Origin of the sequence: Dactylosporangium sp. NBC_01737 (assembly GCF_035963215.1) — a bacterium.
GTDB lineage: Bacteria > Actinomycetota > Actinomycetes > Mycobacteriales > Micromonosporaceae > Dactylosporangium.
The window spans coordinates 10,527,332-10,540,404 of sequence record NZ_CP109153.1 but is presented as its reverse complement, the minus strand read 5'-3'; the positions used below and the strand labels follow the sequence as shown (position 1 = coordinate 10,540,404).

Below are 13,073 nucleotides of genomic sequence, written 5' to 3'. Positions count from 1 at the left end.
CCGCCGTCGACGGACTTCGCCGAGACGTAGCAGCGCCGACCCGGAACCGGGCTCGTGCTGCTGGGTCAGCCCTGGACGATCTGGAACTTCGCCGGAGTGACACTGTTGCGGCTCGGGTAGCTGGCGCCCTTGTCGTCCTGCGTGGACGCCCAGACGCCGCTCTCGGTCTGCTGGGGCGCGGCCGGCGCGGTCACCTTGATGGTGAAGACCTTGGAGCCGCCCGCGGGGATGCTGCCGCTGAGGCAGGGCACCGGCAGTTCTTCCGGCTTGATCGTGCAGCCCGAGATCGCCTGAAGCGTCCAGGTGTCGGGGACCCCGAGCGCGATGCGCAGCTTGCCGGGCGTGGCGAACTGCGCGTTGTTGTGGACGGTCACCTTGAGGGTGCCCTCCCACGTGCCGGAGCCCGTCGCGGTCATCGTCAGCCTGTCCGCGGTAACGGTCACGTCGGTGATGTTCGGGTTGGGTCCGAACGCGGTCGGGCCGCCGGTCTGGGTGAACACGGTGCCGTTCCAGCCGTAGGTGCGCCACTGGTGCTGGGACGCCTGCGCCATGTCGCAGCAGGGCCGATACTCGCCCACGTCGACCTTGACCTGCCCGTCGTCGCCGGCCTGCACCTGCCAGATCGTCTCGATGTCGGTGCCCTGCTTGCCGTCGCTGCCGGCGCTGCCGATGACCTGGCCCAGGGTAACGATCTTGCCGCTGGCGTCGCGGTCGAAGGCGAGCACCTTGTAGTCGTCACCCTGCGGGCTGCACGACAGGAGCATGACCGTCTCCTGCGCCCCGTCGTGGTCGACGTCGACGTACACCGGGTCGCCCCGCAGCTCGAGGATGCCGTTGGTGCCTGCCTTGCCGCCGCTGAACTTCACCGAGCCCTTCGGGCAGTGATCGTCAAAGCCGGTGGGCCACGAGGGGATGGAGAGGGTCGCATTGCGGAGATCGGTCCTGCTGATCCGCCCGTCCGGCGTCGAAGCGGTGGAGCTCGCCTCCGTCGTGGGCGTGGCCGGCGACGTGGTCGTTTCGATCGTGCTGGTGGAGACGGCGGGCGTGGCCGGCGGCCCGTTGGATTCGCTTCCGGCGGCCGCGTACGCCGCCACGGGCGTTGCGATCGCGAGCGCCGCGATGGTGCTCGCGGCGATGGTCCGCACCTTGTGCCGGTGCTGCACCGTGGCGCGTGCGGCGGCGGTGCCGGCGGGCTTGACGTAGATGGACACCTCGCTGTTGAAGTCGGCGAAGGCGCTGGCGATCAGGTCGTCGTTGTCGAAGTCAGGCACGGCGGGGCTCCTTGTCGGTGAGCTGGGCGGCGAGCGCGGTGCGCCCGCGGTGGAGCCAGGACTTGACGGTGCCTTCGGCGACACGCTCCTGACGGGCGATATCACTGATGGGCAGGTCCGCGAGGTAGTGCAGGATCACCGCGCGGCGCTGCTGCTCCGGCAGGGTCGACAGTGCCTGGGCGAGCGCGACCCGGTCGGGGCTGGGCGCCGCCACGTGCTCCTCGCGGTGCCGGCGGGCGAAGGCCATCGCTGTGCGGGCCCGCCGCCACCGGCTGGTGGCCAGGTTCCAGGCGACCCGGCGGACCCAGCCCGCGGGATCGTCCATGTCGGTGATGCGCTTCCACCGCGACAGCGCGCGGCAGAACGCCTCCTGGACCACGTCCTGGGCCGCAGCCATGTCGCCGGTATAGGCGAACAACTGGACCGTGAGCGGCTGAAAATGGGCCGCGTAGAACTCGTCGAACCCACTGGCGTGGGCGGGCGGTCCGCTATCGGACGGACTTTCCACTCTGCCCCCGTCGAGCAAGGTACTCACACTGCCTTCCTCCCCATCGGCGACCGGCTATCCGGCCGTACGGCGACAACACGCCGCAACGGGCAACGAGGTTGCAGCGGATCTCCTGTCGTCCAGGCGACAGCTCCCGTATCCACCGTCGCCGTGAACCCGTCGCCGCACCGCCGACAAGCGGTGGGACGGCTCCGATGCGCCAGACGACGGCCGCATAGCCGAGCGTCTCGAAGGCATAGGTCATCGTCAGGAGCTTGGTTTCGGCCGCGAACAGGGCGGGGACATGGCAATGGGCGAGGGGCTCGAGACGTACGAAGCGGCCTTCGAGGACCGTCGATTCAGGAGTATCCACTCGTGCCGCAACTGCGTAGGCGCTCAGTCTCCCGAATGGCCGCCGAACTGGATGTGCGTCGGTTTGTCGTCGTCGTAACTGATGATGTACGTACCGACCCGGCGGTCCCGTTCACCGACGATGTCGGTCCTCATCCGTGCCTCCACCTGGCTCGCCGAAGGCGTCACCGTGCCGAAGGTGTAGATCAGGTCGTTGGGAGATCACGGGCGCGCTGCTCACTGTCACGGTGATCGGGGGTTGGTGGTCGCCGGCCTCCGAGAAGCGGACGTTCGGTCACGAGACCGGAAGTCCAACGTCGGTCTTGAATAGGTCGATCACCTCATACCGTCGCTGATTCACGGTGTCCACGATCTCTTGCGCCACACCGGTTCCCGCCGCGATCTCGGAGTGAACGTTGATGACCATATCGGTGAGCTCCCGAGCCGGCCCGGCGACTGCGACACCGCAGAGCACCTCGATCTGTGCGGTGGCGGCATGGATGCTGGCGTCCTCGGATCGGCTCCGAACACCGGACATCGCCTGCGCATAGCTTGCACTGATCGACCGCAGGTACTCAGCGAACGCGGCACGTTTCGCGCCCTTCAGCGCATCCTCCTGCTGCCATCTCCGCGCCCGGGTCGCCTGCAACTGCTGCAGGGCGCCGCCGAGCAGGACGCCGAGAAGGGTCCCCATGACACCCACCAGGATCGGGCCCACCGGCCGGCCTCCCTGACGATCGACTGCCCGGCAGCGGTCGCCGCCCGCACCTTGTGCCCGCCAAGTGTCAGCTGGCGAGCCGACCATGCGCAACGTCCGTCATGCCGCAGGTCGAGCGCGCGTCGGTGGGGCGGGGGCGACGCTGCGGGCCTGGTACACGGGCCGCAGGTTCCGGCGCTACCGGGCGTCGAATCCCGCGCGGTCGGCTTCGATCTGCGCGGCGTTGCGTTCGGCCCATCGGGCGAGGTCGAGCACCACGTCAAGCAGGGTGAGGCCGCGGGGAGTCAGCGCGTAGTCGACCCGCAGCGGTTTGGTGTCGTAGACGGTCCGGGTCACCAGGCCGTCGCGTTCCAGGGCCTGCAGGGTCGTGCTCAGCATCCGCTGGGTGATCGGCTCGCACAGCCGGCGCAACTCGTTGAACCGCTTCGTCGTGTCGCCGAGCTGGCAGATGACGACGACCGACCACTTGTCACCGATCCGCGCCAGCACGTCGCGGACCAGCGCGCGCCCCCGCCCGCACAGGTCCGGGACCTCATCCTCGGCGGTCACGGTCGCAGTATACGACGGATACCAGGTTCCGCCTGAGACGGTATCCGCCGGCATACCAGGTGCGGGAAAAGTGCCTTCTGGTCGACCCCTCCCGGCACGGGTACCACTTGGATACCAGGTGCGAAAACAGAACCACGAGGGAGGCTTTCGTGCGGGCAGTGGGCTTGACCGAGTTCGGCGGACCGGGCGTGCTGAAGGTTTTCGACCTTCAGGAACCGCATGCCGGGCCGGGCGAGATCCGGATACGGGTACGCGCGGCTTCGGTGAATCCGGCGGACACCCTGTTGCGTTCGGGCGCGCTGGCGTGGGCGCTGGACGGAGTGCCGGGGCCGTACGTGCCCGGCCAGGACATCGCCGGCACGGTTGACGAGATCGGCCATGGAACCCGGAGCGACCTGTCCGTCGGCGACGCGGTGATGGCGATGGTCCTGCCGTTCCTGCCCGGCCCGGACGGCGCGCTGCACTACCAGGGTGGCGGGTACGCCGAGCACGTCGTGCTTCCTGCCGCCTGGGTGGTCCGGGCGCCCGTCGGCGTGGATCACGTCCCGGCGTCGACCTTGCCGATGAACGGGTTGACCGCCCTGCTGACGCTCGACCGGCTCGCCCTCGCGCCCGGCTCGGTCCTCGCCGTGACCGGGGCGGCCGGGGCGCTCGGCGGCTACCTGGTCCAGATGGCCGCGTCCTCGGGCATGGTCGTGGTCGCCGACGCCGCGCCGACCGACGAGACATTCGTCCGCAGCGCCGGCGCTGCCGAGATCGTGGCCAGGGGCGACGGGGTCGCCGAGCGGATCCGGGCGTTGCACCCGCACGGGGTGGACGCGGTCGTCGACGCCGCGCTGGTTGGGCCGCACATGCTCGGGGCCATCCGACCGGGCGGCGTCTATGTGCCCTTCCGCAACGCCGGTGAACCGGGTGGGTACGGCGGACACGCCGACTCCCGGATCGCCGTGCGGATGTCGTACGTGCCCGACTACGCCGGCCGCCGGGACCGGCTCGAGGAGATCCGCCGCCTCACCGAGGCCGGCGTGCTCCTGCCCCGTGTCGCCGGCACCCTCGCCCCCGCCGACGCGGGCGAGGCACACCGGCTGCTCGAGGCCGGCGGCGTACGCGGCCGGCTTGTCCTCACATTCTGACCTTCGCAGTTCGAACACACCAAGGAGTCGTCACGTCCCAGCGTTTCGCGGGCAAAGTCGTGCTGATCACCGGGGCCACCTCCGGCATGGGCCGGGCCGTGGCCGAGCGGGTCGCCGCCGAGGGCGCGCGGGTCGTCCTCGCTGCGCGCGGCAAGCTGGCCGGCGACGAGCTGGCCACGAGCCTGCCCGACGCCATCTTCATCGCCACCGACGTCACCGTCGAGGCCGACGTTGCGCTGTTGGTGCGGCAGGCCGTCGAACGGTACGGCCGGATCGACGGCGTGTTCAACAACGTGGGCGCGGCGACTGCCCTGGGCCCCTTACCGGGCATCGACGGTGACGCCTGGAACGCCGAGCTGGCGCTCAACCTCAGCAGCACCTGCTCAGCGACGAGGCGAAGTTCATCACGGGAGCCGCGCTTGCCATCGACGGCGGCATCACGGCGGCCTGACAAACGCGGAGCCGCCGAGCATCGGGGTACGACCGTTGTGACTCGTGGAACCGGTGCGCCGCGCGGCACCCTGACCTGTGGCGGCCGGACAGCCCCACCAGTGGGGTAGGGCAGGCCCTACCAGGGGTGAGCGGGACCGCCCCACCGCAGGTCAGCGGGTCCGCCGGATCGATACGGGCCGACGCGCTCAATAGCGTTCGTGACATGGAATCCAGGGATAACGTGAAGGGCATCGCGGCACGGATCGCGGTGTGGAGCGCCCGCCACCGCGCGCTCGCCATCCTCGGCTGGCTGGTGTTCGTCGTCGGCGTGACCGTGCTCAGCGGCCAGGCCGGCATGGTGCAGGCGACCGACAGCGACTTCGGCAACGGCGAGTCCGGCCGCGCCGACCGGATCGTCGAGCAGGCGGGCTTCCCCGCGCAGGGCGCCGGCGAGATGGTCGTCATCACCTCCAAGAACTCCACAGTGGACAGTCCAGACGTGATGGCGGCGATCGCGGAGGTCACCGCCGCCGTGCACGCCACCGGCGCGACCGACCCGGTCGCGGCGCCGCTCACGTCCGAGGACGGGAAGTCGGCGCTCATCACGTTCGCCGTGCGCGGCGACCCCGAGACCGCCAAGGACCGCATCCAGCCGGTCCTCGACGCGGTGGCCGCAGTGCAGCGGGCGCATCCGGACCTGTACATCGCCGAGGCCGGCGACGCCAGCGGCGACAAGCTCATCGGCGACGAGCTCGACGAGGGCCTGAACCGGCTGTCGATGCTGTCGATCCCCGTCACCCTCGGCATCCTGCTGGTCGCGTTCGGCGCGATCGTCGCCGCGCTGCTGCCCGTCGGGCTCGCCGTCACCGCGGTCGTCGGCGCGGTCGGCCTGCTCGCCTACGCCAGCCACCTGGCACCCGCCGTCGACACCACCATGCACGTCATGCTGCTCGTCGGGCTCGCCGTCGGCGTCGACTACTGCCTGTTCTACATCCGCCGCGAACGCGACGAGCGCCGCAACGGCGCCGACGCGCACCGGGCCCTCGTCATCGCCGCGCAGACGTCCGGCCGGTCGATCTGGGTATCGGGGCTGACCGTCATCGTCGCCATGGCCGGCATGTTCCTCACCCGGGACACCACGTTCGTCAGCTTCGCCATCGGCACCATCCTCGTCGTCGCGACCGCCGTGCTCGGGTCGCTGACCGTCCTGCCCGCGCTGCTGTCCGCCCTCGGCGACCGCGTCGACCTCGGGCGCATCCCCGGCCTGTACCGCAAGCGCGCCGGCGGCGGCCGCGTCTGGGGCGCGTTCCTGCGCCTCGTCCTCAAGCGCCCGCTGATCTCGGCCGTCCTCGCCGTCGCGGCCCTGGGCGCGCTCGCCGCGCCCGCCCTGGACCTGCGCACCAAGGGTGAAGGCGTGGAGGACCTGTCCCCGAGCGCGCCGATCACCCAGGCGTTCCTGGCGATCCAGGCGGCGTTCCCCGGCGGCACCGGGCCCGCCGAGGTCGTCGTCAAGGCACCCGCCGTCAGCGGTCCCGAATGGGACGGTGCGGTCGCGGAGTTCAAGCGGCAGGCCCTGGCCACCGGGCGGCTGCACGAGCCGGTCACCGTCGAGGTCAACCCCGCCGGAACCGTCGCCGTGATCAGCGTCGGGCTCTCCGGTACCGGCAGCGACCGCGCCTCCGAGGACGCCCTCGCGGCGCTACGCGGCACCGTCATCCCCGCCACGCTCGGCGCGGTCCCGGGCGCCTGGGTCGGGGTCACCGGCGACACGGCCGGGTCCAAGGACTTCAACGACCAGCTCGCCGACTCCATGCCGCTGGTCTTCGGGTTCGTGCTCGGCCTGGCCTTCCTGCTGCTGCTGGTGTCGTTCCGCTCGGTCGTCGTGGCCGTCACCGGGGTGGTGCTCAACCTGCTGTCGGTCGCCGCCGCCTACGGGATGCTGGTCTTCGTTTTCCAGTACGGGCACTTCGAGTCGCTGCTGGACTTCCGTGCCGCGGACGGCATCACGAACTGGATGCCACTGTTCCTGTTCGTGATCCTGTTCGGCCTGTCGATGGACTACCACGTGTTCGTGGTCAGCCGCATCCGGGAGGGCCACGACCGCGGGCTGCCGACCCGGCAGGCGGTCACCGAGGGCATCACCGCCACCGCCGGCGTCATCACCAGCGCGGCGGCGGTCATGGTGGCGGTGTTCGCGCTGTTCGCGACGCTGCCGCTGGTCTCCACCAAGGAGCTCGGCGTCGGCCTGGCCGCGGCGGTCCTGCTCGACGCGACGATCGTCCGCGCGGTGCTGCTGCCGGCGACCATGGCGCTGCTCGGCGAGCGCAACTGGTGGCTGCCCCGCTGGCTCGGCTGGCTGCCGCAGGTCTCCCACGACGTGCCCGCCACCGCACCCGCCGAGCGGGACCTGGTCGCGACCAGGAGCTGACCGATCGGCTGCCGCCGCGCCGTCCACGCTGTGGGCGGCGCGGCGCAGCCGGGTCTGGGCCTGGACCATTGAGTGCGGCCATAGGATCTTCCGCATGCTCCGTGCCCTGCGGCACCCGACCCGCCTGCTCCCGACCGCGTTCCTCGCGGCACTGCTCGCCGGCACCGGCCTGCTCATGCTCCCCGCGGCCCGCGCCGCCGGCGAGCCGGCACCGCCGCTGGTGGCGCTGTTCACCGCCGCGTCGTCGGTGTTCATCACCGGCATGAGCACCGTCGACCCCGCGACCTACTGGTCGCCGGTCGGGCAGGGCATCATCCTCGGGCTCATCCAGGTCGGCGGGTTCGGCATCATGACCTTCGCGACCGTCCTGGGTCTCATGGTGTCGCGCCGGCTCGCGCTGCGCACGCGACTCGTCGCGCAGGCCGAGACCCGCTCGCTCAACCTCGGCGAGGTGCGCGCGCTGCTGCTGCGGGTCCTGGCGATGATGGTCGGCTTCGAGCTCGTCGTCGCGGCCGTGCTGACCGCCCGGTTCCGCAGCACCTACGACGACACGTTCGGCACGGCGCTGTGGCACGGCGTCTTCCACGCGGTCAGCGCCTTCAACAACGCCGGGTTCTCGCTGTACACCGACAGCTTCATGGGATTCGTCGGCGACCCGTGGATCTGCGGCACCGTCGCGGTCGCCGTCATCCTCGGCGGCCTCGGCTTCCCCGTCATGCTGGAGCTGTACCGCGAGTGGCGCAAGCCGCGGTACTGGTCGATCCACACCCGGCTCACCGTGTGGGGCTCGGCGATCCTGCTGCTCATCGGCATCGGCGGGGTCACCGCCTTCGAATGGTCCAACCCGGCCACGCTCGGCCCGCTCAACTGGCGCGAGACCCTCGTCGGCGGCATGTTCGGCGGTGTCACCCCGCGCACCGCCGGCTTCAACAGCATCGACTACGGCGCCGCCCGGCCGGAGACGCTCGCCCTCACCAACGTGCTCATGTTCGTCGGCGGCGGCAGCGCCGGCACCTCCGGCGGCATCAAGGTCACCACGTTCTTCCTGCTCGCGTTCGTCATCTGGGCCGAGGTCCGGGGCGAGGACGACGTCAACGTCGGCCACCGCCGCGTACCGGCTTCCACCGTGCGGCAGGCGGTCACCGTGGCCCTGCTCGGCGTCGGCACCGTCGCCGCGGGCACGCTGATCCTGCTGCTGGTCACCGAGTTCCCGTTCGACCGGGTCCTGTTCGAGGCGACCGCCGCGTTCTCCACCGCCGGCCTGTCCACCGGCATCACCGGGTCGCTGCCGCCCACCGGCCAGCTGACCCTCGTCGCGCTGATGTTCATCGGCAGGGTCGGTACGATCACGGTGGCCTCCGCGATCGCCCTGCGGCACCGGAAGCTGCGCTACCGGCTGCCCGAGGAGCGACCGATCATCGGGTGATCCCCTTGGAGGCTATCGATGAGCAAACGCGACACCGCCGACGGTGTGGTCGTGATCGGCCTCGGCCGCTTCGGCGGGCAGGTCGCCGAGTCGCTCACCGAGCTGGGCCACGAGGTGCTCGGCATCGACGAGGACGCCGAGATCGTGCAGAAGCTCTCCGACGTCCTCACCCACGTGGTGCAGGCCGACTCGACCGACGAGGAGGCGCTGCGCCAGGTCGGCGTCGCCGAGTTCAGCCGGGCCGTCGTCGGCATCGGCACCGACATCGAGGCCAGCGTCCTGACCGTGCTGGCGCTCACCGAGCTGGGCGTGCAGGAGATCTGGGCGAAGGCGATCTCCGCGAAGCACGGCCGCATCCTGGAGCGTGTCGGCGCCCAGCACGTCGTGTTCCCCGAGTCCGACATGGGTGTGCGCGTCGCGCACCTCGTCACCGGACAGTTGCTGGACTTCATCGAGCTCGACGACGGCTACGCGATCGCGAAGGTCTGCCCGCCCGACGAGATGATCGGCAAGACCCTGACCGAGCTGGGTCTGCGGACCAAGCACGGGATCACCGTGGTCGCGGTGAAGCGGGCCGGCAAGGAGGCCGAGACGGCGCTGCCGGACACCGTCATCGGGCACGGCGACACGCTCATCGTGTCCGGGCCGACGGCCAAGGTCGAGCAGATGGGCGAGCGGCGGGGCTGACCGGCTTCATTGCTGCCACCGGAACGCCGCACTCATGCCGGGGACGGTACGCGACGCCAACACATCGATGACGGTCTGTAGAATCGCGGCATGTACGCGGACAACAGGGTCAGGATCTGGCGGACGCTGGTCCTGCTCGCCGCGCTGGCACCGCTGGTGCTGGTCCTGGTCCGCACCGGGGTCGAGGCCGACGTGACGCACGCCCTGGCGCTGGGCGGTGCGGTCCTGATTGCCTGGCGCGCCGACCAGCTGTCCCGTGGCGGCACCATCGTCGTCGAGGACAGCTACATCCCGTGGATGGTCCGCCGGTTCGCCGGCCTGGTCGTCGCCCTGACGGTCGCGCCCACCCCGGCCGGCGGGTGGCTCGCCGGGCTGTGGCGCGACGCCCCGGCGCTGTCCGGGTGGACCGGCGCGGCGGTCTTCGCCGCGGTCGCCGTGCTGGGCTGGCAGCAGGGCGACGGCCTGGACCAGCCGGCGGTCGCGGAGCAGTTCGTCGATCCGGTCCCGCAGCTGGGGGCTCAGCGTCGCCCACTGACCGCCGGCCGGTCCCGGCCGCTCGTACATGCCGAGGCACGGGCGGTCCAGAAAGTCGTCGCCGTCGAACCGGCGCGGGCGCACGGCCCCATTATCGACGCCGCAGGACCCGGGACGACGGTCCCGGGTCCTGCGGCGGGTGGTGCGAGCGGGTCAGATGAGCCAGCGGTGACGCTGGACGAAGGGCAGCTTCGCCCACCGGCGGCCGAGGCCCCAGGTGTGCCCGGCGTAGGCCGCGGCGAGGACGACCAGCACGACCGCGTAGATGAGGTGGTAGTCGGTCAGCGGGTTGGTGGAGCCGCTCGCGGTGCCGGTCGCGGTGTGCTGCGCGATCGGGAACTCGGCGAGCCACATCATGGCCATGATGAGCGTGCCCGACGCGGCCGCGATCCGCAGGCCCACCCCGGCGACCAGGGCCAGGCCGACGCCGAGCATGCCGAGCATGAACAGCCAGTTCGCCCACCAGGTGCCGGCCATCGAGTGGAACGTCGACTGGAACGGGCCGACGTCGACGGAGCTGAGGAAGCCCTTCGTGGGTGAGCCGCCGTTGATCCACGCCTTCGCCGACGGTGTGGCGTAGCCGAGGCCGAAGGTCTTGTCGAGGAACGCCCACAGGAACACGGACCCGGTCGCGAAGCGCAGCACCGCGAGGGCCTTCGCCGCGGTCTTGGTGAGCATGCTGCCGGGTGCCTCGACGCGTTCGAGGTGGCTGACGGGTGTGTGGTGGACGGGCGCGGCGCTCATGATGGCCTCCAGTCGGTTTCCTTGACGACCTCAGTGTTGTCGGCGGGGGCGGTGGTACGCCGGTGCCGAAGCGCCCGGATCCGATGGGCCGGAAGGCCCGGACCGTCCGGGACCCGTGGCGTGGAGTGCTCAACCCGTGCCCTCGGCGGCCGATTGGGCAACCGGGGTGGTGCGGCGTGACGGTGCCGAGAGGGGTTTCGGTGAGCCCGGAGACGTCCCTGTCCGAGGACGACCTGCGCGGCATCGTGTGGCAGGTGTGGACGGCCTACCTGCACTGCACGCCGGAGGTCGAGGGAAGCCCGGAGCTGATGCCCGACACGGCCGACGTCACCGCGAGCGTCGGTGTCGCCGGGGCGTGGAACGGCCTGGCCGTGATCCGGTGCGGGCTGCCGGCGGCGGGGCAGATCGCCGGTGCCATGCTCGACATCGACCCGGTGGGCGCGAACGCCGACGACTGCGCCGACGCCCTCGGTGAGCTGGTGAACATCCTGGCCGGCAATGTGAAGAGCCTGCTGCCGAAGCCGAGCCACCTTTCGCTGCCCCAGGTGGTCGTCGGCCGGGCGAAGATCGTGTGGCCGGGCACGACGCCGCTGCACTCGCTGCGGGTGACCCAGAACGACGAACCGGCCGTGCTGACCATTCTGCGTGGCGACGTCAGGGATTGAGCGGCAGCACCCGGCGGGCCGGGTCACCGGGTGGTCGAGCACCTGCCGCTCGTAGCGGTGGAGGCCGGGCGCGAGCGGCCCGTCAGCCGCCGTCCTGTGCCGTGTCGAGCGGCTCCATCGCGAAGACGGCCGTGCGCACCCCGCGGATGATCCGGTCCAGTTCGTCGACGCTGGCGGCGAGCCCGGAGCGGGCCTCGGCGCTGGTGATCCGGCTTGCGACGCCCTGCAACGACAGGCCGAGGCCGAACAGGTCGCGGATCAGGGTCTCCTGCAGGTCGGTCGCGATGCGCTGCCGGTCCTCGAGGACCCGGATGGTCTCCTGGTCCCGGCGGAGCTCGGCGACGTCCAACGCCAGGCCGGCGTGCGTGGCGAACGCGGCGACCATCTCGCGGTCGGCGGAGCCGAAGGACTCGGCGCCGCGACAGTGGCTGAGGGTCAGCACGCCGTGCACGCGCCGGTTGCCGACGATGGGCGCGGCGATGGTCGAGCCCATCGTCGGCACCCGGGACATCGCGAGGCGGGTCCGCGGGTCCGCGGCCGGGTCGGTGACGAGCGCCGGCCCGCCGCCGGTCATCACGCTCTCGGCGAGTGTCCCGTCCGCGGGGACGACGGCGTCCTGCCAGGTGGCGAGGATCCCGACGGCGACCGCCACCCGCAGCTCATCGGTCGTCTGGTCCGGGACCGTGAACGCGGCCCCCGCGGCGGAACTCGCCTGCATGGCACAGTCGACCAGCGCACGCATCGCGCGGTCGCTCTCGGCACCCTCGAACAGGGCGGTGGTGACCGCCGTCATGGCTTCCTGCCAGTCACGCCGGCGGCGGCTCTCGCTGAACAGGGTCGCGTTCTCGATCGCGATGCCGGCCGCGCCCGCGAGTGCCTTGACGACCTCCTCGTCGTCGCCGCTGAACGTGGCGCTGCCCTGCTTCTCCGACAGGTACAGGTTGCCGAAGATCTTGTCGCGGACCCGGATCGGCACGCCGAGGAAGCTGTGCATCGGCGGGTGCCCGTCCGGGAACCCGACGGAGGCGGGGTGCCCGCTGATCTCCGGCAGCCGCACCGGATGCGGGTTCTCCACGAGCGCGCCGAGCACACCCTTGCCCTCCGGCAGGTGGCCGATGCGTTCCACGACGTCCGGCGCCATGCCCTCGTGCAGGAACCGGACCAGGTGCCCGTCCTCGATCACGCCGAGCGCGGCGTACCTGGCGTCGACGAGGTTCCTGGCCGCGGACACGATCTGGCGCAGCACGTGCTCGAGGTCGACGCCCTGGGCGATGTCGAGGTTGGCGCGCAGCAGCCCGCGGAGCCGTCCCTGGGTGCTCTGCACGTCGCGGATCCGCTCGATGAGCTGCTCGAGGAGGTCATCGAGCTCCAGCCGGGCAACACCGGCGAATCGGACGTCCACCCGGTCCCGATCGGGCTTGGCCGCGCCTGTACTCTCGTCCATCCCCGTCTCCACGCTCCGGCCGGTGCTGTCGGCGGCGGTCGTCCCGGGCCAGTCTGCCGGTTGCGGTGACATCCTGCCAGAGGCCGGAACCGGGGGAGCACACCGGTGCGGGCGGACCGCTGCCAACCGGTTGCCGCCGCGTCCGTCCCAGGCGCGAAAGCGGTGGTCAGCGCGGGTGCGGCCGGAAGGGCCCGGGGCGGCCGG

At 71.3% G+C, this 13,073-nt stretch carries 13 protein-coding genes; 6 read left to right on the top strand and 7 right to left on the bottom strand.

Going from position 1 to position 13,073, the window contains the following annotated elements; translation table 11 throughout:
* Nucleotides 1-65: 65 nt before the first annotated feature.
* The 4 genes from OHA72_RS48375 to OHA72_RS48360 all read right to left on the bottom strand — a co-directional run bounded on the left by OHA72_RS48375 (nucleotide 66) and on the right by OHA72_RS48360 (nucleotide 3,376).
* The gene (locus OHA72_RS48375; RefSeq protein WP_327002841.1) at nucleotides 66-1,271 is read right to left on the bottom strand and encodes a hypothetical protein; all 1,206 of its coding nucleotides are present in this window, start codon (nucleotides 1,269-1,271) and stop codon (nucleotides 66-68) included.
* A complete protein-coding gene (locus tag OHA72_RS48370) occupies nucleotides 1,264-1,779 on the bottom strand; it encodes a SigE family RNA polymerase sigma factor (protein WP_327002840.1) in 516 nt (171 codons plus the stop codon). The genes OHA72_RS48375 and OHA72_RS48370 overlap by 8 nt, the downstream gene beginning before the upstream one ends.
* Nucleotides 1,780-2,404: 625 nt before the next feature.
* The gene (locus tag OHA72_RS48365; protein ID WP_327002839.1) at nucleotides 2,405-2,827 is read right to left on the bottom strand and encodes a hypothetical protein; all 423 of its coding nucleotides are present in this window, start codon (nucleotides 2,825-2,827) and stop codon (nucleotides 2,405-2,407) included.
* 177 nt (nucleotides 2,828-3,004) lie between these two features.
* Nucleotides 3,005-3,376: a winged helix-turn-helix transcriptional regulator gene (locus OHA72_RS48360; RefSeq protein WP_327002838.1), complete on the bottom strand. Its 372-nt coding sequence runs from the start codon at nucleotides 3,374-3,376 to the stop codon at nucleotides 3,005-3,007.
* 263 nt (nucleotides 3,377-3,639) lie between these two features.
* Here OHA72_RS48360 and OHA72_RS48355 point away from each other — a divergent pair, with 263 nt between their 5' ends.
* The 5 genes from OHA72_RS48355 to OHA72_RS48335 all read left to right on the top strand — a co-directional run bounded on the left by OHA72_RS48355 (nucleotide 3,640) and on the right by OHA72_RS48335 (nucleotide 9,482).
* Nucleotides 3,640-4,509 carry an NADP-dependent oxidoreductase gene (locus OHA72_RS48355; RefSeq protein WP_327002837.1) on the top strand — a complete coding sequence of 290 codons (870 nt, stop codon included), beginning with the start codon at nucleotides 3,640-3,642 and terminating at the stop codon, nucleotides 4,507-4,509.
* A gap of 98 nt (nucleotides 4,510-4,607) precedes the next feature.
* On the top strand, nucleotides 4,608-5,069 hold the full coding sequence (locus OHA72_RS48350; protein WP_327002836.1) for an SDR family oxidoreductase: 462 nt from the start codon (nucleotides 4,608-4,610) through the stop codon (nucleotides 5,067-5,069).
* Between the two features lie 95 nt (nucleotides 5,070-5,164).
* Complete coding sequence (locus tag OHA72_RS48345) at nucleotides 5,165-7,369, top strand: MMPL family transporter (RefSeq protein WP_327002835.1); 2,205 nt, start codon at nucleotides 5,165-5,167, stop codon at nucleotides 7,367-7,369.
* A 94-nt stretch (nucleotides 7,370-7,463) separates the two neighbouring features.
* Nucleotides 7,464-8,795: a TrkH family potassium uptake protein gene (locus OHA72_RS48340; protein ID WP_327002834.1), complete on the top strand. Its 1,332-nt coding sequence runs from the start codon at nucleotides 7,464-7,466 to the stop codon at nucleotides 8,793-8,795.
* Nucleotides 8,796-8,813: 18 nt separating this feature from the next.
* Nucleotides 8,814-9,482, top strand: coding sequence for a potassium channel family protein (locus tag OHA72_RS48335; protein WP_327002833.1), 669 nt, complete (start codon nucleotides 8,814-8,816; stop codon nucleotides 9,480-9,482).
* 6 nt (nucleotides 9,483-9,488) lie between these two features.
* Here OHA72_RS48335 and OHA72_RS48330 read toward each other — a convergent pair whose 3' ends face one another.
* Both OHA72_RS48330 and OHA72_RS48325 read right to left on the bottom strand, forming a co-directional pair.
* Nucleotides 9,489-10,100, bottom strand: coding sequence for a hypothetical protein (locus tag OHA72_RS48330; protein ID WP_327002832.1), 612 nt, complete (start codon nucleotides 10,098-10,100; stop codon nucleotides 9,489-9,491).
* Between the two features lie 69 nt (nucleotides 10,101-10,169).
* Nucleotides 10,170-10,760, bottom strand: coding sequence for a hypothetical protein (locus OHA72_RS48325; protein ID WP_327002831.1), 591 nt, complete (start codon nucleotides 10,758-10,760; stop codon nucleotides 10,170-10,172).
* 176 nt (nucleotides 10,761-10,936) lie between these two features.
* Between OHA72_RS48325 and OHA72_RS48320 the strand changes: the two genes are divergently transcribed.
* Nucleotides 10,937-11,425, top strand: coding sequence for a chemotaxis protein CheX (locus tag OHA72_RS48320; protein ID WP_327002830.1), 489 nt, complete (start codon nucleotides 10,937-10,939; stop codon nucleotides 11,423-11,425).
* Between the two features lie 82 nt (nucleotides 11,426-11,507).
* On the opposite strand, the gene OHA72_RS48315 is transcribed toward OHA72_RS48320, so the two are convergent.
* Nucleotides 11,508-12,869, bottom strand: coding sequence for a GAF domain-containing protein (locus tag OHA72_RS48315; protein ID WP_327002829.1), 1,362 nt, complete (start codon nucleotides 12,867-12,869; stop codon nucleotides 11,508-11,510).
* Nucleotides 12,870-13,073: the final 204 nt, after the last annotated feature.

Coding starts and splice junctions, on each gene's coding strand:
- OHA72_RS48335 (WP_327002833.1), top strand. CDS start 8,814: ATGAGCAAACGCGACACCGCCGACGGTGTGGTCGTGATCGGCCTCGGC.
- OHA72_RS48345 (WP_327002835.1), top strand. CDS start 5,165: ATGGAATCCAGGGATAACGTGAAGGGCATCGCGGCACGGATCGCGGTG.
- OHA72_RS48340 (WP_327002834.1), top strand. CDS start 7,464: ATGCTCCGTGCCCTGCGGCACCCGACCCGCCTGCTCCCGACCGCGTTC.
- OHA72_RS48325 (WP_327002831.1), bottom strand. CDS start 10,760: ATGAGCGCCGCGCCCGTCCACCACACACCCGTCAGCCACCTCGAACGC.
- OHA72_RS48315 (WP_327002829.1), bottom strand. CDS start 12,869: ATGGACGAGAGTACAGGCGCGGCCAAGCCCGATCGGGACCGGGTGGAC.